Here is a 21,035-nt window from a genome sequence, read left to right on the forward strand (position 1 = left end):
AGGCACCAGCCGCTCAACGATCCCCACGGGCGATAGCCTACCGAGTCAGCCAAATGAGATGACTTCTAAGCACCTGACCTCGATCTTTCGTGAGGGTCCGCCGACGGAGTCGGTGGACCCTTACGCTTTGCAGAGCTGATGGCGGGCAGTCGACCTGGACCGCGAGATAGAGGAGATGGGCGGCATGCCCAAGGGCGCGGGCCGCTCCGGCGACTCGCATCCGATGACGGTGAACGAGACGGTCATCGCGCTGATCCGCCCGAAGCCGAACCTGGACCTGGCCGCAGGGGAGCCGGCCGAAGCGGTCGCGGCCGCACAGGCCGCCGCCCGCGCACCCGACGGGATCGGCACCCTCGCCTCCTACGCCACCGAGGTCGCGCTCCCGGTGAAGGGCACCTGGAAGTACCCCACGACCGGCAGCGCCCGCGCCGACGTCGTCCTGACCGCCGCCCTGGAGGCCGGGGTGCCGCTGCTGTTCATCGAGGTCGACAACTGCACCGAGGAAGCCGTCCTCATCGCCGCCAAGTTCGCACGTCGACGTCGTCCGCGACCGCACCGCCCGCAACCCCCGTGAGGCCCACCCTCGTCTACGTCGGGGACTTCGATTGCTCCGGTGAGGACGTCGAACGCGACTGGGTGGCGCGCACACCACGGCCTCGCCGTTCAAGATCACGCCGGGCGGCTGGCTCATGGCGACCAAGGTCAGATCCGTCCAGAGCGCGGTGACGTCGCGGCCGGTACGGGACTGCGGCCGAACACTGCCCTCGGTCCGCCACAGCACGGTCCGGTGGCCATCGACCTTGATCTCGTAGGCCCATGGGCCCGTCGGCAGCTGTGTCACGGGGCGTGCCAGGGCGACGTCTACGGGCCACTCCCCAGCATCAGCCTGCTCCTCTGGGACACCGGCCGCCTGCCGGCGTACTCCCGCGCTGCAAGCAGGCGACCCGGGCGGCGAGGCCGCTGCGGTACGGCCGGACCGCCGCACGGCGCGAGCCCGGCCGCGCTGCGCGACCCATGAGACAGAGCGTCGGGCGCCGTTGACCACTCAAGGGCGCTTCTTGTCGGCTCCGCAGTCCTTCAGCGGCTTGGGCGCCGGGATGTCACTGAATGCCGAGCCCGGCCTTGCCGTGATCAGCGACGGTGATGGGGATTCCTGGAAACGGCCAGGCCCTCGCCGAGGTGGAACGGGACTGGCGCAATTGGATCACCGACGATGATCCGCTGCCGAAGCTGCACGGCGAGCGGGGACGCGGACTTCGAAGGGTCGGCCAGTAACGAGAGCCGGGGGCACGTCCTCCGCCGGAAAGGCACCCCGCACAGCTCCGCAAATTTCGGACATAGTCACGGTAGTGGCCGGATTGCGCACTCTTCCGTCTTGACTGACGCTGATCCTGCTCCCACTGTGTTCTCTCACAAGAGCTCCTTTCGTAGCACTGATTGGGGGGAAATGAATCGATCAAGGATTGCGGGCTTAACCGCCGGTGTTCTTGCCCTTGCAGGCACAGCACTTCTGGGAACCGCCCCGTCCGCAAACGCCGCGTGGTCGGACTGTCCGTCGGGTTCCCTGTGCGCCTACCTGAGCCCGAATGGCGCGGGTGACCCCGGCACGGTATCCGGCGACAACACGAACCTGCTGCAGTACAACAAGTTCAACAACGCCGAATCCATTTACAACAACGGGCGTTCCTGCGACGTGGTCGTTTTCTCCGGTCTGAACTACACCGGATGGGGAGAGAACATCACGCGCGGTACTGCCGTGTACAACCTCTACAGCGACTCCAACGGGTACTACCGTCGGCTGTACCACAACGTCGCGTCCAACGACTGGTGCCGATGAGACACAGCACCAAGCGGTGGGGGCTCGCCACCGTGGCGTTCCTGGTGGCTGGATGCTCCACCGCATCCAGCCACCAGGCTTCTGCGCCACCCCCCGATCCTCGTCCGCTCAGGGACGGCGTCCACTTCACGTACGAGGAAGCCGTGGCTCTGCACCGCGCCGAGGAATCCGCCGTTCGTCGCTGTATGGCCCGTTTACGATTCACCTATCGTGAGGTCCCCGCGTTGGTGAATCGCCGTGCCTCACAGGCGAACCCGTACGGCCTACTGGATCCAGAGCGTGCTCGCACCGACGGTTACGGTATGACGGCAGAGCATTTCAGGGGAAGATCCTCACCCCCCGATCCCAACACGGCGACGCTCCAGGCCATGACGAAAGACGGTCGCTCGAACTGGGACGAGGCCCTGTTGGGAAATCGACGGCATCACACAGAAGTGACGCTGCTGGACGGGCGGAATTTCTCCTACGACAAGAACTCATGCGTGCAAAAGGCGCAACGCGAGGTGTACGGAGCGGAGTGGAGTGTTCTTTTCCAGTCCTTCCAGGGATTCGCGAACAGGGTGATGCAGGAAACCATGGACAGTGCCCTCGCGGAAGAGGCGCGTCGGCAGTGGGCCCACTGCATGCGGGAGGCCGGCCACCGGTATAAGGACGCACAGGATCCTCGAAGGGCAGTACAAGCGCTTCTCGACAGGGCGGACGGCGACCCCGCGCGGCTGAGGATCACTGGACGGAAGGAACTGCTCATCGCCCGGAAGGACTCCGACTGCGAGCGGAAGGTCCGCCTGCACGAGGCCGTGCTCAACGCTCAGGCCACGGTGGAGAAGCGTGTGCTGGCGGGCCACGAAGTCGCGTACCGGCGGCTCGTGGAGTTGCGTCGACAGGCCCTCGCCCGCTTGTCCCGGTGACGGGTCTGTCAAACGAATGGTGTAACTAGAGTGGTTGGGTTACTGGCGTGCTGCTGAGAGTCGGCCGTCGAAGGTGATGTCGAAGGCGTTCAGCGCGGTCTTCCAGCGCATGGTCCAGCGGGCCTGGCCCTTGCCGGTGGGATCGAGCGACATGATGGCCATGTAGACGCACTTCAGGGCGGCCTGCTCGTTCGGGAAGTGTCCGCGGGCCTTGACCGCTCGCCGGATGCGGGCGTTGACCGACTCGATCGCGTTGGTGGTGCAGACGATGCTGCGGATCTCGGTGTCGAACCGCAGGAACGGCGTGAACTCCTCCCAAGCGTTCTCCCAGAGTTTCACGATCGCCGGATACTTCCTGCCCCACGCGTCGGCGAACTCGGCGAACCGCTCCAGTGCGGCCTCCTCGGTTCGGCGCGGTGTAGACGGGCTTGAGGAGCCCGGCGATCTTGTCCCAGTCCTGGCGGGCGGCATAGCGGAAAGAGTTCCGCAGCAGGTGCACCGCACAGGTCTGCACGATGATCCTCGGCCAGACCGTCTCTACTGCCTCGGGCAAGCCTTTGAGGCCGTCGCAGACGAACATGAGCACATCGCTCACGCCGCGGTTCTTGATCTCGGTGAGAATGTGCAGCCAGTGCTTGGCTCCCCCGCCGCCGTCGCCGGGCCACAGGCCCAAAATCTCGCGCCGGCCTTCGGTGGTGACGGCCAGGGCCACATAGATGGGCCGGTTGGCGACCGCGCCGTCGCGGATCTTCACGTGGATGGCGTCGATGAAAACTACCGGATGGACGGAGTCCAGAGGGCGGCTCTGCCATTCGGCCATGCCCTCGAGGACCCTGTCGGTGATGGTGGAGATGGTCGGCCGGGACACTTCGGCGCCATAGACCTCCGCAAGGTGGGCCTGGACCTCACCGGTAGTCAAGTCCTTCGCGGCCAGCGAGATCACCATCTCGTCGACGCCGGTCAGGCGCTTCTGCCGCTTCTTGACGATCTCGGCTCGAAGGAGTCGTCACGGTCGCGGGACACAGCTACCTCCACCGGTCCCACGTCGGTCAGGACAGTCTTGGAGCGTTTGCCGTTGCGGGAGTTGCCACCGTCCTTGCCTACCGGATCGTGCTTGTCATAGCCGAGGCGGTCGGTGATCTCGCCTTCGAGAGCGGACTCCAGGAGCCGCTTGGTCAGCTACAGGCCCTCGGCCTGGGCCCGGCTCACCAGCTCGTCGTCCACCCTTGGCCGACACAGCCGATGCCGACTCGCCGGCCTCGTGCTCTGCCACGTTTTCACTGGTCATCGATGCATCTTCCATGATCGGGAGTTACACTGAACGATTTACAGTCCCCTACCACGCGCGGCGCGCCCCGTTCCCGCTGTGGGCCCGGATCGTGTGCGACATCCTGTTCTGGGCCCTCACTGCCGCCGCGGCGTATGTCGCCATCGGCAGCCTGTGCGGGGCCATCCTCATCACAACTCCCCTGCTCGGGTTCCTCGGACTCGCGTCGAGCAAGGAGCACGACGACGGCATCGACTGGAGCGACCACCGCATGGGAGGACAGCCCAAGAACCCCGGGCCCACAATCTAATGCTGTCCCTGTCAACCTGGGCGCCGACCTCGACGAGCTAACCGCGCGCACCGGTCGGGCGGCCCGGCCAGCCCTCCCTCCTTCCTCAACCGCGCCATGTACGGCGCCTTTGTTAGGAGCTCTTACGAGGTGTGCGGCCGGCGCTTCAGTGCTCGAAGACCGCCGTCGCCACCGGCACTGCCAGCAGTAGGCTGAGTCCGACCAGGGAGAGGCGTTCCAGCCACAGGATCGCGGCGAATTCGCGCAGTGTCGCGGCCAGCCAGTAGGCGCGGGAGGTCGGCGCGCCCACGACGTGCACGGGCACGCCGGCGCGGCGGGCCAGCAGGGTCGTGCGGTAGACGTGGAAGCCGCTGGTGACCACCGTGGCACGGTGGCCGGGAGTGGTGCCGTCCACGAGGGCAGCGCTGAAGCGGAGGTTCTGCCCGGTGTTGACGGAGCGGTCTTCCCGCACGATCCGGTCGGCGGGCACTCCGCGTCCGCGCAGATAGTCGGCCATCGCGTCCGCCTCTGAGCGGATCTCGTCGTCGCCTTGGCCGCCCGAGACGACGAACACCACACGAGACGTGTCCGGTGCGCGGGCGGCGTCGATCGCGAGGGCGCGCTCCAGCCTGCGGGTCAGCAGCGGACCGGGCCGGTCGCCGTTGAGCCCGGCGCCCAGGACGACGACATGGGTGGTTTCCGGCAGGGGGGTGCTACGGCCCCGGACGAACACGTAGCCGGCGAAGACGAGGAAGAGCAGAGTGAGGTATCCCGCGACCGCGTTCACCACGACCACGAGGGCACCGAACGCCTCGCCGCCGACCGCATGGAAGACCGCGTCGAGGCCGAGCACCGCCAGCACCGCGCAACCGGCGGCCCCGGTCGCCAGCAGGGCTGCCTGCGGTCCGTAACGCCGGACCAGGAGGACACCGTCGGCCAGCAGCAGCAGACCCAGCGCGAGCGCCAGGAGCAGGGCCGCGACAGCGAGGACGGTGGCGATGGTCGGGTGGGCTGCCGCACCGCGACCGGCCACGCCGAGTCCGGCAGAGGTCACCGCGAGGCAGAACAGGACGGCGGTGGAGAACCGGTGCGGTGCCAGCAAGGCGTTGACGACGCCGCCCACGGCGAACACGACCGCGGCGAGATACTCCGGGTACTCCGGCATGTGCAGCACCGCTCCGCTCTCCCTCCCGCCTCTCGCCGCCCGCGGGTTCCCGGACCCGGTACGGACGGCTGCAGGCCATCCTCCCAGACCTGCTGTGGTGCGCCGAACGCGGGCGAGCGGTGGTGCGTTCGGCGGGACCGGCGTCTCGTGCCGGTGGTGCTGCCCGGCGGCCGCGCGGGACGCACAGTTGGAAAGTGTGCCCTATAGCCTCGACGGCCTGCCAACTAGCCGGGACTGCTCAGAACGAAGGGCGGCTCAGACCAGGTGATGCTCGTAGGCGAACGCCGCGGCCGCGGTTCGGGAGCCGACATCGAGCTTGGCGAAGATGTTGGACAGGTGCCGGGCCACGGTTTTCTCCGAGAGCACCAGGGTCTCGGCGATCTCCGGGTTGCTCTTGCCCGCCGCTACCAGCCGGAGGACCTCGACCTCCCGGGGGCTCAGCCCGCCGGGAGCCTTCTCCTCGCCCAACAGCGCCGCGACCTCCTGCTCCGCCGGCTTCGCACCCATCTCCGCGAATGCCCTCCGGGCCGCGCTCAGGTCGGCCGCGGCCGACTCCTCGTCACCCAGCAGCCGGAGCGCGCGCCCGACGAGCACCCGGGAGCGGGCCACCTCGTACACCGCGGAGAGCTGCGCCCAGGTCTCGGCCGCCTGCCGCGCGCAGACGAACCCGCGGTCCGCCTCGCCCCGGGCCAGGGCGACGGTCGCGTTGGCGTACTGCCCCGATGCCTGCAGCGCCGAGCACCCGAATGAGTTCCCGATCTGCGCCAGCTCCTCGGCAAGGGGTGCTGCCGTGTCTACCTCGCCGGTGGCCACCAGCACCTCGACCGCCGCCGGGAGCATCTGCGTCCGGTGGACGGGATCGTGCACCTCGGCCACCACACGGTGGATCGCGGCCGACGCCGCATCCCGTCGGCCGTGCTCCAGCCACAGCAGTGCCCGGCCGGGCTGGGCCGAGTGGCCGAACTCGGCAGCCTCCGCGAAGGCAGCCTCCGCAGCGTCGTGGTCGCCGCGAAGGCGGAGGGTCTCACCCCGCTCGTAGTGGGCCTGACCGACCGCCAGGTCCCCGCCGGCCGCGGCGTACCGTCCGACCGCGCGCTCGAGTTCCCTGACGGCGTCGCGATAGGCGCCGTGCAGTCGCATCAGCTGGCCGCGGTGGACCGCACACTGACCGGTGAACGCGACCAGGCCGGGCTGGCCGTCGCACCAGGTGGTCAGCGCGTGAGTCCACTCGCCCATCCGGCCGAAGTCGGAGATCTGCTGGCAGGCTTCGACCGACGAGCAGTAGATCACCCCGGAGAAGATGGGTGAGACCTCCCCGGCCAGGACCGAGACCATCGCCTCGTCGAGGAGGCTCAGCCCGTCGGCGACCTGGCCCGCGAAGATCTTCATCCGACCCTCCATGTGGAGGCCCATAGCTGTCAGGTCGGGGTCGTCGAACCGTCGGCCGCACTCGGTGACCTTTGGCACGGCAACGAAGGCCTCGGCGAACTCTCCCTTGATGATGTGCCCCATGGTGGCCCGCTCGAGCAGGTAGCCACGCTCCACCACATCCCCGCCATGGTCGTCGAGCAGCCGCTCGGCCCGGGCCAGCCAGCCACTGCCGATGGCGACCTCGCCGCCCTGCCACAGGACTACGGTCAGCCAGTACGCCGCGCGCACCGCGCCGAGGGTATCGTCCCTGTCACGGTAGGCCTGGAACGCACGTTGCAGCGCCTGGACGCAGTCGTTGCGGTGGCCCAGGAGGTGCGCGGTGACCGCCAGCGCCATGAAGTCGTCGGCCTGAAGCTCGGTCTCGTCCAGGTCGGAGAGAGCGCGGTACGCCGCCACCCACTCCTGGCGCTCGTACTCCTCGCGGGCTCGGCGTAGATCGTCGACCATGCTCATCTCGCACCACCTCGATTCGAGGCTAGTGGTCGACGTTCATGATCCGCAGCATTTCCTCGCCTGGATGATCAACGGGTGTCAAAGGCCTTGAAGTGTGCTCCCCGTAGGCGGCCAGGGTTCGCCCCACTGGCGGCCTGCGATGCCGAGGCCACGGTCACACGGGAAGGTCAGCACCGGGATGATTGCCCGCTGAACCAGGCCCCCGTAGTCATGGAGCGGCGCGTATGTCGGACGCTCCAGCAGGTGGAGCGCCATGGTGCTCCCGAAGGAGAGGACGACGACGTCCAGCGTGTACGCCGAGAGCGATCTCCACCGCGGATCCGCCGCCAGCCGCCGGGAGAGCACCAGGAACGCCCGGGTGGAGCCACCGAAGAAGGGCAACCCATGGACCCAGTGGAGGCCGGGGTCGTAGATCTACCCGGTCGTCTCCCTTGCGAGCGGGAAGGCTGCCGCGGTGAAGAGCGTGCCCGTGGTGAACAGCAGAGAGCCGACCAGGAGGACCGGCACGAACCACGACACCAGGGCGTCCTGGGTCGCCACCAGATCAGCGCCGGTCTCGTGTGCCGCAACGAAGGAGAACTCCATTCCGGGCAGCGTTGCGTACAGGGTGCTGCCGATCACCACGAACCCGAGCCCGACCGCGCTGAGCCACCCGTCACCCCGCTCGCGGAGGAATCCGCGCACGGTGGGAGAGCCCTCACCGGGTGATGTCGGCCGCCGCCGCTTCGGCCGCGCCGGCGCTATCGGGCAGCCTCCCGGGGAGCAGCGGGTGCCACAGCAGCCCGCCCGGCAGCAGCACCGGTGCGACAGCGACGACGAGCGCGCGGGCTGTCGACGCCGGACCCGACGCGGCGGCGCTGGTCACCATCGAGGGGTTCCCGAATCTCGTTCATCGCAGATCTCTTCGATCATCGTGGGTGCGTCTCAAGCCGCGACCGCGGGTTGCCGCGCCCGGGTGTGGGCCGCGATCTTGTCGGCGACGTACGCCGCGTCCCGGCCGACGCCATTGATCTCGCCCGAGGCGAAGGCGTACTGGAACGCCAGGCCGCAGAAGTAGAGGCCCGGCACGGACTCGACCACGCCGCGGTACTCCACCGGCCACCCGTCCTCGATCGGCAGCGGGAGGTCGATCCAGTCGTAGACCTGCCGGAACCCGGTGGCCCAGACGATGCTCGCGACGTCGAAGGTGCGGCCGTCCTCGAGGCGCGGTAGCCCGTCGGCGACGTCCACGACGTGCTCGGTGATCCATTCCACATCGCACACGCCCAGATGGTGGCGCTTGATCCGCAGCTGCGGGGCGCCGTGGTGGCGAATCTTCTGCATCACCTTGCGTCCCATCGGCGTGCGCCGGGTGAGCACGTGATTGAAGGCGAACTCGATGAACGGGAATGCCGCGTGGAATCGCCGCGATCCCCATTCGAGAGGGATGTTCCCGCGGTCGGGTCCGACCAGCGTGGTGGGACGGTCAGCGGCCAGGTCGTAGGCGATGTCCAACCCACTGTGCGAGGCACCGACGACCAGCGCCGGCCCGTCGGGCAGCTGGGAGGGCCGGTGGTACTCGCTGGAGTGGAGCTGTTGGATCCGGGGGGTGATGTCGGCGGCGAAGGCCGGGATCTGCGGCGTACGGCCGAAGGTGCCGGTCGCCAGTACGACGTTGTCGCAGGTGACCTTGTCGGCTCCGAGGACCGCGGTGAAACCTCCGCCCTCGAGGGCCGCGAGCCGATCGACCCGGGTCTGCATCCGCACCGGCAGGCCGTTGGTGACGGCGTACAGCTCGAGGTACTCGGCGAACTCGTCCTTGGTCGCAAACTCCCACGGGTCGCCGGGGAACGGCATCCCGTCCAAGCCATTAGCCCGGGCGGGCGTGAACAGCCTGAGGCTGTCGTAGTGGCAGCGCCAGTTGTCACCGATCCGCTCGCGCTCGTCGACGATCAGGAATTCCCGACCGAGCTGCTGGAGGTGGTAGCCGACCGCCAAGCCGGCCTGGCCGGCGCCGATGATCAGGGTTTCGAGGTGTTGGGTGGTCATGGTTCGTTCTCCTTGGTTCCAGGAACTCACGAGTGATCCCGGCGACCAGGTCGGCGTGGCGGCACCCCGGCGCGTGTCCGCCGGGTACCGGGTGCAAGTCCGGGTCGGGGATCGGCGTCGCGGCGCGCCGGCCGGAGTCGGGGCTTCTCATGACGCCTACGCTAGAAACCCGACGGCCCGGTGCGCGTCGGCCGCGATACCCATTCCCTCCTCGGCCCGATGGGTGGATCGACGCACGACCCGCCACCGGTCACGGACGCAGGGCCCGCCCGACGGCGGCGCGGCCGCCGCCCGCAACTTCGGGGCGCACGAAGCTGGAGGTCTGCGGCCCGGACGGCGCATGGCGGGCCGATGTGCTGGCGAGCGACCCGGCCGGAGCCTGGAAGACAGCCCTGGAAGCCCAGATGCGCACGCTGGTGCCGCGGCCAAACCTCGCACTTCGGGACGCCTGCCGGGAGGTGATCGACCAGCTGTTGGAGGTCAACGCCCTCTATCGGCTCCGGGCCGTCCAGGGAGTGCTCGGACTGCGCAAGAAGTACGGCGACACCAGACTCGAAGCCGCCTGCCGCAAGGCGGTCGCGGTCGGCGACCCGTCCTACCGGACCGTCAAGGGCATCCTGGTCGCCGGCACCGAGACCGACGCGGAAGACGCGACTCAGTCAGGCCCTTCGCGGGCAGGGAGATGACCATCTCGTTCACGCCGGTCAGACGCTTCTGCCGCTTCTTGACGATCTTCGGCTCGAAGGGTCCGTCGCGGTCGCGGGGCAACGAAGGAGGTGGTGCGGTGATGGGCCAACCTGGAGCAGCTGCTGCGCGCCGGCCGGTGAAGCTTGTCGAGCACACCCTGGAGGTCTTCGGCGCCTACTACGGGCAGGTCACACCGAGCCCGTGGCCCGCAAGGCCGTCAAGTACCTGCACGGCGAGGGCAAGACGCCCAGCACCGGCATCGGCGAGAAACGAACCCGCGAACTGGTCGTGCACCCGCCGGCACCCAGCTGACAGCGTCAGGCACGGCCACCGGCCTCCGGGGTCCGGCCGCCCCACTGCTCCGTTGACTGCACTATCTCGTTGATTTGCTGGCGATCGATTGGCACGGGAGGTCGCACTCCCCCGGCTCCAGCGGGAGGAAGGGCGCGGCCGGGTCGGGGGCCGGCTTCCGGTCCCAGCGGATCGCGACGGTCGCTATCCGGGAGGGCGGCGGGTCGGTTGGTGCCCAGCGTGCGAGGCTGTTCTGGGGGCAGGATGAAAGCGGGCCTTGACCCGGAATCTTGGACACGGGCTATGCGGCTTGGGCGAGGGTAGTTGATCTTGTGTCGAGTGCTGCCTCCGCGCTGACTCGCTTGCTCCCGCACTGCGGGCACTGATGCTCTTCCGGCGCCGACTGCTCGGTGGCATCGTCCGGGTACGGGTGCCCGCACACGGCGCAGAAATGGCCCATGGGGGGAGAGAGCAGAAGAGGAGGCCCTGCGCGAAGAGCGCAGTCGACATGCATGATGGGTCGCACAACTGATCGAGGGTGGCGCTGGTCGACGGGCCGCCCCTGGCCAATGTCAGAGCCCCGTGAGCTGGCAGCCGTACCAGGGAGCCGACCTCCCGAGCTCGCACGCGCTTGGGAACTGATAGCCCGAGATGATGGCGGTTGCCACGACGATGCTCTCCTTCTTCCCGCGCCGGCGTGGTTAATCCGGATTCACAGCCCGTCGGCGCACTGCATCGCGCAGGCGGGGTGGAAAGATATGAGATGCAGCCCGGCCGCGCGGCCGGGTCCGTGTTGCGCGTGCTGCCCGGGCGGCATGGGGGTTCTCAGGGAGAAACTTCGGCATGGAATGGCGCCGTTGGCAACGTCTGGATGCGGCTCTTCGTGACCAACTGGCGCGCGATCTGCTGGAGCGCCTCACTCCGGTGATGAGCGGCCTTGGGCTGCTGTTTCTGCTGGTGGTCATCGCCGAGCGCCTGGTCGCGCCCGAAAGCGCCGCTTCGACTGCCCTGGCGGTGGTCGGCTGGGTGCTGTGGGGGGTTTTCGCCGCGGAGTTCGCCACCCGGCTTGTTCTGGCGTCCCACCGCGGCCGTTTCCTGCGTACGAACTGGTGGCAGGTCATCTTCCTGGTACTGCCGTTCCTGCGGGTCTTCCGCTTGCTGAAGTCGTTGCGACTGATGCGCACCGGCAGGGTGCTCTCCTCGACTGTGCGGTCCTCGCGCTCGGCCGGGCGGTTGCTCAGCGACCGGGCGGCATGGCTGTCCATGGTGACGCTGATCGTGATCCTGGCTGCCAGCGAGCTACTGTATGAGCTCGACGGCGCCCACGGCTCCTACGCCGGCACGCTGCACGCCACCGCGCTGATGACGATCAGCGGACAGCCGCTCCGCACGGCCACGGCCTACGGCACGGTGCTGGAAGTACTGCTGGCGGTGTACTCAACGGTGGTCGTCGCCGCCCTGGCGGGAACCTTCGGCGCCTACTTCATCGAGAAACGCACCAGGACGACACCCGACGGCGACAGTGACCCCGCGCCGGTTCCGGGGGCTCGTCCTCCCGACACCGGCTGAAACGGCGCCGCCATGGGTCGCCGTGATGGGACGGCCATATGCAAGGCGGCCCGCCCGTCCGAGGGGAAGAGGGCCAGCCTCCTCCCACTGCAAGGGTCGGGTAGCACGCCGGGCCCTTTGCGGGGTGTGAACTGGCTCCGGTACGCGATAGACACCATGGGGCACAGGCACCTGCTGTCTGTCCCCTCCTGCTGCGCCCCCTGCGCCGGCCGGAAGTAGTCCCCCAGCCAATCGCCGCGAGGACTACCACCTTCAGCCACCCCCGGCTCACCCCTGCTGAGGGACATAGCCGGGTGTAGAGCCTCGAGGCCCTACCGCGCAGTGAGCGGCGCGGGCCACCTGGGGAGCCGGTTCCGAGGTCGGGCAGACCTCGGAGCCGGCCACGCGGCTGGGGTGAGCCGCACAGATGGTGGCACGGCCCGCCCCGAAGGCTCAGCCCGCCGCGCGCCACCACGCGGGAGACACGCTGAGGCTCCAGACCTCACCCGAGGCGCGGACGAAGATCCTCACGTCGGACTCGAGCACCCGGTAGCGGCGCATGTCCCCGGACGTACCGTCCTCGTCCGGGTCGGGCTCGACCGAGCAGCCGAGACCGGTGATCGCGGCGGCCAGGTCCTCGAAGCGCGTCGAGGGAGCGAAGGTCCCGTGGGCGCCGCGCAGGGCCGCCGGGACGGATGACTCGGTGTCCCACCGCAGACGGTGCACCTGCACGCTCACTCCGAAACAGGGCCAGGCGCCGTCCTCCTCCTGAAACGACAGCTCCACCAGCCCGTAGTCCCGGCGCAGCAGGCTGCCGTCCTCGGTGTCGAGGCAGTCGGCGCCCAGCGTGGCTTCCCATTCGGCGGGCTGCGCGCCGATCCCCACTCCCAACACGTCGCCGCGGGTGGCGACGTGTGCGTAGAAGTCCAGGTCGGACATCTACATCCTCTCCATCGCTTCTATCAGGGCCTGCAGTTCGGCCGTCCGGTCGTTGCTGAAGCGCCACTGCGGGTTGCGGCCTTCCTTCATGGCCTTGGCGCTGGACTCGAAGACCTCCTTGGCGGCCTTCGTCACCCTGATCATGTCAGCGCGCACCTTGGGGTCGGACTTGATCGTCGCCACGACGGCGTCGACCTGTTTCTGCGTTGCGGTGCCGTTCCGCAACCGGATCGCCTCGCCACGGATGCCGCCCTGGCCATCCGGGCGCAGTGCCACTTCCATGCCGTCCTTCATGTTGACGTGAGCGCCCTTGGTAACCCAATCCTGGTCGACCTGGCCCACGTGGTCGATCTCGAGGCTGCACTTGTTCTTCTTGGCATTGTGGACCAGGACGGGCGTGCTTCCGACGAGCACGTAGTACGTGTGCGTGCCGCCGACGGTGAGGTTGTGGACCGTCTGTTCGACGGTACGGGTTGCGACCGCGGTGACCTCCACGTCCGCGCCCGTGCTGGTACGCAGCCCCGTTCCCGCGGTGAGGTCGACGGCATCGGTCCACATTCCCGGGCCCGGCGTCCAGAACGGGTGACGGTCCGTCGCCGTGATCGTGTCCGTGCGCTCTCCCGCCGCACCGTCGGTGTCGACGACGAGCCTGATCAGGCGCTTTTCCCCCGATCCCGTGATCAGGTCGGTCACCGGCTCGGCCCGGGTGGAGCCGGTTGCGGGATCGGTGGCCAGCACCTCGTCGCCCTCGCGCACGCGCTCGATCGGCGTGCTGTCCCCGTCGCCCATGAGGACCAGGGTCCCGGCCGGGAAGCTGTTGTCGGTGACGCTTCCGGCGACGCACTTGCCCTTGCGAGCGGTCCGTACATCGTCGCCGCCGAGGGCCTTCTTGCCCGTCTTGAGCCAGCGCAGCACGACCAGCGCGCCCGTGGCCCGGTCGAAGCCGCTGAGCTCTTCGTCGGTGGCGAGGTCCTTGCCCGTGACGGCCTCGACGATGCCCTTGCCGTCACCGATGCCGGGCAGCAGGTCCAGCAGCAGCCCCATGCGGCGCTGCTGCTCGTCGGCGTCGAGCCCGGAGGTCCCGGAGCCCCAGGTGTCCTTGAGGTGCGAGAAGTCGAACTCGATGCCGGGCAGTTCCTTGAGCTTCTCGGCGCCCTTCTTGATGCCGGGCACATGCTTGTTCAGCTCGTCCATGCCCTTGTTGGCCTGGCCGATGCCCCGGTTCATCTCGTCCATGCCCTTGTTGGCGCGGCCGATCCCCCGGTTCATCTGGTCCAGGGCGCCGTTCACCTCGCCCAGCGCGTCGTTCATGTCGTCGAGGGCGTGGCTCATTTGGCTGAGGCCGGCGTTGATCTTGTCGAGGTCTTTGCCCATGCCCTCGAGGCCGGTCCTGATGCTCTTCGCCGCCTTCTGGAACTCCGGGTCGCCGACGAGCGCGGCCAGCGCGAAGATGATCTGCAGGAACGCGACGGTGACCTCGGCCAGGGCCACCACGGTCTGGATGGTCTCGTTGACCTTCGCGAGCCGGTGGTCGACGTCCGCCTGCGCGGCGGCGTAGGCGGCGCGGATCTGCTTCTCCGCCTTGGCCCGCAGGGCCGGGTCGGTGATGGCGGCGGGGTCTTGCTTGACCGCCTCCTTCAGCTCGGTGAACCCGACGAGCTCTTTGCGAAGGTTGGCGAAGTGCTGGGTGTTGTCCTTGTGCAGGTAGTGGATGGCATACGCGGCCACGCCCACGCCGGCCCCGACCCGGATCGCCTTGTCGGCGAACTCCCGGTAGCAGGCGGGCTTTTCGAGCAGCGGCTTGCCACCGCAGCCGGAGTACTTGGCGGCGGACCTGACGATGCCGGCGAGTTTTTCGGCGGCGCTGACGGCCGCCTGCCGCTTCTCGATGCCGTCGGCCGCCGCAGCGGTCTTCTCCCCCAGACCCGGGCCGAACAAGACCGCCAAGGCCATCAGAAATGCGACGGTGTGCCGCGTCAATCGGTGATGCATACATGCCCTACGTCGAGGGCCCACGGGTGCACGGCTGGTCGACCGTCACGCGGGCCCAGAGTCCCCGGACGAGGACTCCCCCTGGAAATTACCGAGCGGTAGCTTACTTGAGTCGCCACCCTCCTCGGGGCGCACGCCGCAGGGCGCCCCTGGTGAGCCGGCGCCCCGGTGCGCAGCGGGGACTCACCCGTCCCTTCGGGATGCGTAAAGATGCTCCACATGCAGGTGCGCAGTACATCCATGCGCGGGCGGGATCGTCATACGCCGGGCTGTGGCCCGGTACGTCAAGCGGCTTACGCGGCTTGTGCGGGGCTCGCGTGCCTTCCGGGGGCAGTACGCGGCGATGGTCGCGGATTACCGCGTCGGGCCCGACTACGTCGAGACGCATCGGGTCTTCGTGGCCGTCGACTCCGGTGACGCCGAGGGACGGGTGCTCGGCTTCTACTCGTTGGTCCTCGTGCCGCCGGAGCTGGACCTGCTCTTCGTCGAGGACGGGATGCAGGGACGCGGCATCCAGCCACGCTCAGCACAGAACACACAGCCCCAGATCACACACCCCGACCTCCCCACCGAAGCCGCCCACCCCGCCTCTCAGCGAACCAGCAACACACCAGGCCAGCCGTCGCCCCATACACCAACGAACCCCCCTTCGAGCGTCGCGTCGGCTTGATGTCGGCCGCCAGGCAGACCCGCGACGGAGTGAGTTGCGGCTCCGGTTCCGTCACGGCGCTCACGGTGATGATCACCACGGCACCGGCACAGATCAACCCGCTATCGCGGCGCGCCCTGTACGGCGGCTCACCGGTCGCCGCTGAAGTGGTCGAGAATTTCATCGCTGCAGTCGTCCGCGCCGACCCGGGTTCGCGTGAAGGCCAGCACGCCGTCCTCGTTGCCTTCCACCTCGGCCTTGGCCAGTCGCGTCTCGATGTCCGCGATGTACTCGGCGCACTCGGCGCTGACGGGCTTCTCGGGCTGCGGGTCAGGCGCCGGAAAGGCGTTCAGTGCGGCGGTGACGACGATAGCGGCCACGCACAGCACCGCCCACGCGGCAACCCACGTGCGGCGGCTCCTCCGTAACGGCTTGGGCATTTAGGCATCCTACGAGCGTCGCAGCGGGCTGTCGCCAGGTCACACCAGGCCTCTTCCAGATCCCTGGAGACGAGGGCGGCGCAGTCGGGTCATGGGAACGTGGACCCGCGTCCTGCGCGAGCAGACCACAAGGGCCCGGGAGCGGGTGGATGCGAGCTAGGAAGGACCCTAGGGCTATGGCTGTGGGATCCCCTGCTTCTGGGGCTCCGGGCGCTCATCCCGGCCCAGGCCGTCGTTTCGATCCTCGATCGGGCAGCGGTCTCAGGATCGACCAGATGAACGTGGCGTACATGAACGCTGAGTTCATCAACTCCGCCGGACGTGTCGCTTGCCTGGCGATCGATACAGCCTGGTGCCACTCCCGCCTTGCAAGCCACCGTGCTGATCCGTGGAGTAGATGCGGGGCACGCATCGCCCGCAAGGGGATCGAGACCTCCGGCTGGAGGGCTCGGCGCCTTTGCGGGCGGTGCCTGATACCTCGTTTGCGTAGCCATCTGCGCAGGTGGTCGTAGTCGTAGCCCTGGTCCGCGTACAACTTCGCGGGCCGTCGTCCGCGCGGGCCGCGGCGGGAGGGCCGGCGCGTCGCTCCGGACGGCTCCGCCGTCAAGCTCGGGCCGACCTCACCGACGGACACCTGCCGGATCAGCCACCTCTCTGTCTGCTCGGGGCGCGGCGCCTGAGCCGGGCCCGAACCCCCTGACGATCAGCCACCCGGCCAGGCCCAGCTCCCAGGCGAACACGGGGAGCGCGGCGACCGACCCCGCCACGGAGAGCTGCGCATAGGCCCCGAACATCACGGCGACGGCCGAGGCGCAGATCAGCGGCCCGCCGACCAGCCCGAGCACGGCGATGAAGCGCGGCACGAGCCGTGCGCGGTACGCCAGGTAGGCAAGCAGGACGGTGTTCAGGCCCAGGGCGATGTTGGGCCCGAGCAGGAACGTCCAATCGTGCAAGGCCACCAGCGCGACATCGGCGCCGGCCGCCGCCCCCGCGTCCCGCCGCAGGGTGAGGAGCGCCAGGACGGCGACGATGCCGAGGGCGATGACGGCCGCCTCCAGCAGCCGCCCGAAGGCGTAGCCGAGCGCGAGCCCCTCGCCGTGGCGCCGCAGGACGGGGAACAGCGCCGCCCCGGTGCCGGCCACCGCCACCACCAGCACCACCTCGCAGAGCACCCCGAGCAGCGCCCGCGTGTCGGCGCCCTGCGCGAGCCGGCCGTCCGCCGCTCCCAGCAGGGGGCGGTACAGAACGGCCCCTGCTATCGCAGCGGCCTCGGTCAGCAGGAACAGCGACCCGGCGGCCACCGCGGTTCTCCGGTCCGGACTCATCTTCTCGGTACCCCTCGCTCGCTGGTGGTGTACGCCGTACACCTCGCGGCGAGCTTAGGTGTACGGCGTACACTCGTCAAGGAGAGGGAGCTGTCGAGGAGAGAAAGGGCCGAACCGGAAATGACCCGGCAGGAAGCCACACACACGCATCGGATCCCCCTGAACAGGGACCGCGTCCTGCGCGCCGCCGTCGCGCTCGCCGACGCCACCGGAATCGACGCGCTCAGCATGCGCCGGCTCGCGCAGGAGCTGGACGTCGTACCGATGGCCCTCTACAAGCACGTGGCCAACAAAGAGGAGCTGCTCGACGGCATGGTCGACACTGTCGTCGGCGAGATCGACCCGCCGGCTGCGGGCCCCGACTGGCAACGCGTGGTCCGCGGGCGGATCCTCTCGGCCCGGCGGGTCCTGCTGCGCCACTCCTGGGCGGCCCGGGTCATCGAGTCGCGGACCGGCCCCACCCCGGCCGTGCTGGCGTACCTGGACTCGATGGCCGGGAGTTTCCGGGACGGCGGCCTCTCCGCCGACCTTACGCACCACGTCATGCACGCGATGGGCAGCCGCCTGCTCGGCTTCAGCCAGGAACTGTTCGACACCTCGGGCCCCTCCGGCCCGCCGGACCCCGGGCTGGCGGCGCGCTACCCGCACATCGCGGAACTGGCCGCGACGGCCGCACACGACGAGGGGTCCACGGTCGGTGGCGGCTGTGACGACCAGTTCGAGTTCGAATTCGCCCTGGACCTCCTCCTGGACGGCTTCGAAAGCCTCCGCCGCCAGGGCTGGACATCCGCGCGCAAGGCGCCGCGGGTGCCGGAGGGCTGATCCAGCGTCGAGGGGGGAGGGAAACCCAACCGGGCCTAGAACTCGACGGCGATCCCTCAGATGAAGCGGAGCAGGCCCACGCTGACAGCGGTACTACCTGAGGGTCGACGGTGGCGCGGCCGCCATTGAGGATGGACAGCGGGCGGCACCGTCGCTCGACGGCGAGGTGGGCCTTGCTGGTCAACCCGCCCCGGGAGCGGCCCAGTTCGGCGGTCCGCAGCCGGGCCCTGCGGCGTCGGCGCACGGCACGGCGCCGTGCTCGCTTGGGACTCTCCTCGTCCTCGGGCGCCTCGCCTACGGGGTCACCACGACTTCGGAACAGACCCGTGGGGTGTGTGCAGGGTCGTTCATCTGGGTTCATGGGCGGCTTGACTTAGCATGCGCCGGCCGTTGCGACGATTCGCACAAGATCATAGGCGGTCCGGAACCACCTCCGGCCGGCTGCCGCAGGACACATGGAGTCCCGCTCCAGCCGGCCGGAGACAAAGTTCGTACGCGGCTCTATCAGTAAGCGCTGCTGGCCCAGTCGGCGAACTTCTTGAACGCCGCCCGGGTGCCGGGCCCGGCGATTCCGTCGATCGGGCCGTCGTAGCCGTAGGACGACTGGCTCAGCTTGCGCTGCAGTGCCTTGATCGTGTTGCTCCCGGGGATGCCGTCGATCGATCCGCCGTAGCCGTGACTCGCCTTGAGGTGCCGCTGGAACGCCTTCCAACTATTGGTGCCGAGCTGCCCGTCGATAGAGTCGTTGTAGTCCCAGCGCGCCGCCAGCCAGCGCTGGATCCCCTTCGCCTGGCTGGAGCTGAGGCCGAAGTTGTACACCGCGAGCGTGCTGACCTCTCCGGTCACCGCCGTCTGCTTCACGGTCGTGTCCGCTGCCGCGGAGCTGACGGTCGCGCCCGCGAGACTCCCAGCGGCGATACCTGCTGCAGCGACGATGCTGACGGCCGTCCTCTTCAGGGTGTTCGGTCGCACGTGTCCCCCTCCATGTCACGGAGCGGCTTCTGGTACGGCTCTGCCGGTACCGCTCCAGGAAGTCCGGCCAGGTCACGCTGACATGACAGGGCTGTCACCGGAACCTGAAAAGTCATAGGGCACCTCATCTGGGCGGTGGCCAGGGCGGGTTGAGCAACGGCGTCGGCCGCGTACCTCGGGTGTGGCGTACTGGAGGCCGCGCTGAGGACGTCCGTCACTCCTGGGCATGACGCGACGGTGAGGGGGCACGCCTGTGCGGAATCAGGCCCGGCCGGATGAGGTCAGCGAGCTCCTGGTCGACCATGCCGGGGAGCTCGCCGCCGTGCAACGGAGCGGAAGCCACCACCCGCAGACCCGCGCCCACGGCAGCGGGGAGCGGGCCGCGGCCGTGAAGGGCCTGGACGATCGGCGTCATCATCACCAGACTGACCGGCACTTGGGCCGCAACCAGGTAGTGCCCGCCCGCGGCTTCGGCGGCCAGGGCGAGCAGCTGCGCCACCGTGAACGCCTTCTTCTTCCAGGCCAGCCAGGTGGCGATCCCGGACCCGGCCACGTGCCCGGCCGCCATGGCTTCCTCCAGGACGACGAACCCGTCCCCGCACCACGCGGTGCAGGGCGGGGCGTTCGTCGGGGTGTGCGCGCCCGGGGTTGTGCAGCAGGACCAGGTCCAGCCGCTCGCGCCCGAGCTCCTCGCGGTTGCGGCGGATCTGCCAGCGCACGTGGTCCGAGGCGAGGCTGTGCCCAGCCGAGGCCTGGTCTGCGGTGAGGACACCGGCGTTCACGGCGTCGGTGCCGGTGCCGGTGCCGGTGCCGGTGGCCATCGTGAGGTACGCCGCATTCGTCGAGATCCGCCCGCAAGGACGGGTGGCGGCCAAGGCCGGAGCCAGCAAGTCCTGGGCACGGCCGGTGGCGTAGTTGGGGGCGGTGTCGATCCACTGCGCGCCGGAGCCGGCCGCACGGGCAGCAGCCTGCGGGATCGCCCGGCACCGGTAGGTTCCCAGAGCGAGCTCCGCTGTCACAACAGGCTCCCCACCGTCGCGGCCTGCCCGGCAACGAGCTCCTGGACCAGCCCGACGACGTCCTCCAGGGCGAGGCCGACCGTCTCGGCGAGCGTGGCCAGATCGCCGGTAACTTCCCGGCGCGGAAATGATCTCGGTCGCGTCAGACACGTTTTCCGATTCCTTGTCCGGCCTGTACACCGAGCGCTGCGATCTTGCGGACGGCGATGACCGCGGCGGCGGCCAGGATGCTGCCCCAGGAGACATCCGCCGCCAGCCGGATCAGCCCGGCCGCGGTCAGGAAGTCGAGCAGCACGGGCAGCACGCGGCCGAGTCGGCGTGGTGTTGCATAGACGGCGACGGCGACGAGGAGCCCCGCGCCGGTGACCGTCAGCGCTGCTGTGGTGAGGATGCCGGTCACAGGCTACCTGCGCGCTGGTGTGCCTTGGGCTTGTCACGGGATTGGTCCGCGTCGGGCTCCGCACGCTCCTGGGCGATCTCCCGCCCGAGGAAGAAGTTGAGCGCTGTCCGGATGGCGGCGATGGCGGCCAGCTGACCGATTTCGGTGAAGCTCGGTGCCACTGCGGTACGCAGCACATCGCCGGCGAGCTGGAACTCCAGCCCGAGCGGCAGGAACCGCCCCAGGGTCAGGCGGATACGGTACATGCGGGGCGGGCGGGTACCCAGTGCTTCCTCATACGCCTCACCCGGGCTGCGTGCCCCCTCGGCTGCATCGCCTGTCTCGGAGGAAGAGGGGGCACTCGCCCCTCAGAGGGCGAGCACGGCAACCATGCCGGCGTAGATGGTGATCAGCAGGATGCCGTCGAAGCCGATCTTGAGCCAGCCTCGTTTCTGACGTACGAGGAGGCCGCCGAGCAGAACGGCGGTCATGACCACCGCGCCGGTGGTCAGGAACAGTTCGTCCGGGTGGGCAGCGTGGTAGAGGGATCCGCCTCGATAGGCGATGTCGCCGACCACCAGGTTGAGTGCGTCC

21 protein-coding genes and 8 pseudogenes are annotated in these 21,035 nt (G+C 69.0%); 9 read left to right on the forward strand and 20 right to left on the reverse strand.

Annotated features, from left to right (window positions below; all coding sequences use genetic code 11):
• Positions 1–184: 184 nt before the first annotated feature.
• Positions 185–574, forward strand: coding sequence for a hypothetical protein (locus QNO09_RS38615; RefSeq protein ID WP_283974928.1), 390 nt, complete (start codon positions 185–187; stop codon positions 572–574).
• Between the two features lie 78 nt (positions 575–652).
• On the opposite strand, the pseudogene QNO09_RS39805 reads toward QNO09_RS38615, so the two are convergent.
• Positions 653–1,045: pseudogene (locus QNO09_RS39805) on the reverse strand (DNA ligase-like domain-containing protein); the annotation flags it as partial.
• A 98-nt stretch (positions 1,046–1,143) separates the two neighbouring features.
• Between QNO09_RS39805 and QNO09_RS38625 the strand changes: the two are divergent.
• The 3 genes from QNO09_RS38625 (at position 1,144) to QNO09_RS38635 (ending at position 2,745) form a co-directional block, all read left to right on the forward strand.
• Positions 1,144–1,275 carry a hypothetical protein gene (locus QNO09_RS38625; protein WP_283974929.1) on the forward strand — a complete coding sequence of 44 codons (132 nt, stop codon included), beginning with the start codon at positions 1,144–1,146 and terminating at the stop codon, positions 1,273–1,275.
• A gap of 100 nt (positions 1,276–1,375) precedes the next feature.
• Positions 1,376–1,837, forward strand: a complete 462-nt coding sequence (locus QNO09_RS38630) for a peptidase inhibitor family I36 protein (RefSeq protein WP_283974926.1) — start codon at positions 1,376–1,378, stop codon at positions 1,835–1,837.
• 302 nt (positions 1,838–2,139) lie between these two features.
• Positions 2,140–2,745, forward strand: a complete 606-nt coding sequence (locus QNO09_RS38635; protein WP_283974910.1) for a hypothetical protein — start codon at positions 2,140–2,142, stop codon at positions 2,743–2,745.
• 39 nt (positions 2,746–2,784) lie between these two features.
• On the opposite strand, the pseudogene QNO09_RS38640 reads toward QNO09_RS38635, so the two are convergent.
• Positions 2,785–4,033 (reverse strand): annotated as a pseudogene (locus QNO09_RS38640) (IS256 family transposase).
• A 91-nt stretch (positions 4,034–4,124) separates the two neighbouring features.
• Here QNO09_RS38640 and QNO09_RS38645 point away from each other — a divergent pair.
• Positions 4,125–4,322, forward strand: coding sequence for a hypothetical protein (locus QNO09_RS38645; protein ID WP_283974911.1), 198 nt, complete (start codon positions 4,125–4,127; stop codon positions 4,320–4,322).
• 145 nt (positions 4,323–4,467) lie between these two features.
• Here the strand turns inward: QNO09_RS38645 and QNO09_RS38650 are convergent, their stop codons facing one another.
• The 5 genes from QNO09_RS38650 to QNO09_RS38670 form a co-directional block, all read right to left on the reverse strand.
• Positions 4,468–5,466, reverse strand: a complete 999-nt coding sequence (locus QNO09_RS38650; protein WP_283974927.1) for a YdcF family protein — start codon at positions 5,464–5,466, stop codon at positions 4,468–4,470.
• Between the two features lie 255 nt (positions 5,467–5,721).
• The gene (locus QNO09_RS38655) at positions 5,722–7,350 is read right to left on the reverse strand and encodes a LuxR C-terminal-related transcriptional regulator (protein WP_283974912.1); all 1,629 of its coding nucleotides are present in this window, start codon (positions 7,348–7,350) and stop codon (positions 5,722–5,724) included.
• A gap of 414 nt (positions 7,351–7,764) precedes the next feature.
• Positions 7,765–8,034: a hypothetical protein gene (locus QNO09_RS38660; protein WP_283974913.1), complete on the reverse strand. Its 270-nt coding sequence runs from the start codon at positions 8,032–8,034 to the stop codon at positions 7,765–7,767.
• Positions 8,035–8,047: 13 nt separating this feature from the next.
• On the reverse strand, positions 8,048–8,218 hold the full coding sequence (locus tag QNO09_RS38665) for a hypothetical protein (RefSeq protein WP_283974914.1): 171 nt from the start codon (positions 8,216–8,218) through the stop codon (positions 8,048–8,050).
• 56 nt (positions 8,219–8,274) lie between these two features.
• The gene (locus QNO09_RS38670) at positions 8,275–9,378 is read right to left on the reverse strand and encodes a flavin-containing monooxygenase (RefSeq protein WP_283974915.1); all 1,104 of its coding nucleotides are present in this window, start codon (positions 9,376–9,378) and stop codon (positions 8,275–8,277) included.
• A gap of 353 nt (positions 9,379–9,731) precedes the next feature.
• Here QNO09_RS38670 and QNO09_RS40200 point away from each other — a divergent pair, with 353 nt between their 5' ends.
• Positions 9,732–10,064, forward strand: a complete 333-nt coding sequence (locus tag QNO09_RS40200) for a hypothetical protein (protein WP_502962414.1) — start codon at positions 9,732–9,734, stop codon at positions 10,062–10,064.
• On the opposite strand, the pseudogene QNO09_RS38680 reads toward QNO09_RS40200, so the two are convergent.
• Positions 10,024–10,146 (reverse strand): annotated as a pseudogene (locus QNO09_RS38680) (transposase); the annotation flags it as partial. The gene QNO09_RS40200 and the pseudogene QNO09_RS38680 sit on opposite strands and share 41 nt — an antisense overlap.
• Positions 10,147–11,199: 1,053 nt before the next feature.
• Here QNO09_RS38680 and QNO09_RS38685 point away from each other — a divergent pair.
• The gene (locus tag QNO09_RS38685) at positions 11,200–11,925 is read left to right on the forward strand and encodes a hypothetical protein (RefSeq protein WP_283974916.1); all 726 of its coding nucleotides are present in this window, start codon (positions 11,200–11,202) and stop codon (positions 11,923–11,925) included.
• A 432-nt stretch (positions 11,926–12,357) separates the two neighbouring features.
• Here QNO09_RS38685 and QNO09_RS38690 read toward each other — a convergent pair whose 3' ends face one another.
• Positions 12,358–12,843, reverse strand: a complete 486-nt coding sequence (locus QNO09_RS38690) for a hypothetical protein (protein WP_283974917.1) — start codon at positions 12,841–12,843, stop codon at positions 12,358–12,360.
• Positions 12,844–14,796, reverse strand: coding sequence for a pre-toxin TG domain-containing protein (locus tag QNO09_RS38695; RefSeq protein ID WP_283974918.1), 1,953 nt, complete (start codon positions 14,794–14,796; stop codon positions 12,844–12,846). It lies immediately after the preceding gene.
• A gap of 292 nt (positions 14,797–15,088) precedes the next feature.
• On the opposite strand from QNO09_RS38695, the gene QNO09_RS40205 reads away from it, so the two are divergent.
• Positions 15,089–15,505, forward strand: coding sequence for a GNAT family N-acetyltransferase (locus QNO09_RS40205; RefSeq protein WP_502962413.1), 417 nt, complete (start codon positions 15,089–15,091; stop codon positions 15,503–15,505).
• A gap of 128 nt (positions 15,506–15,633) precedes the next feature.
• Here the strand turns inward: QNO09_RS40205 and QNO09_RS38705 are convergent, their stop codons facing one another.
• The 3 genes and pseudogenes from QNO09_RS38705 to QNO09_RS38715 all read right to left on the reverse strand — a co-directional run bounded on the left by QNO09_RS38705 (position 15,634) and on the right by QNO09_RS38715 (position 17,249).
• Positions 15,634–15,924 (reverse strand): hypothetical protein, encoded by a 291-nt coding sequence (locus tag QNO09_RS38705; RefSeq protein ID WP_283974919.1) that lies wholly within the window; start codon positions 15,922–15,924, stop codon positions 15,634–15,636.
• A 451-nt stretch (positions 15,925–16,375) separates the two neighbouring features.
• Positions 16,376–16,495 (reverse strand): annotated as a pseudogene (locus QNO09_RS38710) (IS5/IS1182 family transposase); the annotation flags it as partial.
• Positions 16,496–16,544: 49 nt separating this feature from the next.
• Positions 16,545–17,249: a DUF4386 domain-containing protein gene (locus QNO09_RS38715; RefSeq protein WP_283974920.1), complete on the reverse strand. Its 705-nt coding sequence runs from the start codon at positions 17,247–17,249 to the stop codon at positions 16,545–16,547.
• A gap of 120 nt (positions 17,250–17,369) precedes the next feature.
• Between QNO09_RS38715 and QNO09_RS38720 the strand changes: the two genes are divergently transcribed.
• A complete protein-coding gene (locus QNO09_RS38720) occupies positions 17,370–18,071 on the forward strand; it encodes a TetR/AcrR family transcriptional regulator C-terminal domain-containing protein (protein ID WP_283974921.1) in 702 nt (233 codons plus the stop codon).
• 127 nt (positions 18,072–18,198) lie between these two features.
• On the opposite strand, the pseudogene QNO09_RS40210 reads toward QNO09_RS38720, so the two are convergent.
• From QNO09_RS40210 to QNO09_RS38745, 7 genes and pseudogenes are all read right to left on the reverse strand, one after another.
• Positions 18,199–18,315, reverse strand: a pseudogene (locus QNO09_RS40210) (IS5/IS1182 family transposase); the annotation flags it as partial.
• Positions 18,316–18,575: 260 nt separating this feature from the next.
• The gene (locus tag QNO09_RS38725) at positions 18,576–19,043 is read right to left on the reverse strand and encodes a peptidoglycan-binding domain-containing protein (RefSeq protein WP_283974922.1); all 468 of its coding nucleotides are present in this window, start codon (positions 19,041–19,043) and stop codon (positions 18,576–18,578) included.
• A 214-nt stretch (positions 19,044–19,257) separates the two neighbouring features.
• Positions 19,258–19,611 carry a hypothetical protein gene (locus tag QNO09_RS38730; protein ID WP_283974923.1) on the reverse strand — a complete coding sequence of 118 codons (354 nt, stop codon included), beginning with the start codon at positions 19,609–19,611 and terminating at the stop codon, positions 19,258–19,260.
• A 112-nt stretch (positions 19,612–19,723) separates the two neighbouring features.
• Positions 19,724–20,308 (reverse strand): annotated as a pseudogene (locus QNO09_RS40215) (hypothetical protein); the annotation flags it as partial.
• Positions 20,205–20,462 (reverse strand): hypothetical protein, encoded by a 258-nt coding sequence (locus QNO09_RS38735; protein WP_283974924.1) that lies wholly within the window; start codon positions 20,460–20,462, stop codon positions 20,205–20,207. The pseudogene QNO09_RS40215 and the gene QNO09_RS38735, both read right to left, overlap by 104 nt.
• Positions 20,459–20,701: pseudogene (locus QNO09_RS38740) on the reverse strand (DUF1622 domain-containing protein); the annotation flags it as partial. The gene QNO09_RS38735 and the pseudogene QNO09_RS38740, both read right to left, overlap by 4 nt.
• Before the next feature lie 108 nt (positions 20,702–20,809).
• Positions 20,810–21,035, reverse strand: a pseudogene (locus QNO09_RS38745) (cation transporter); the annotation flags it as partial.

It is taken from the genome of Streptomyces sp. 378 (assembly GCF_030124145.1).
Taxonomy (GTDB): Bacteria; Actinomycetota; Actinomycetes; order Streptomycetales; family Streptomycetaceae; genus Streptomyces.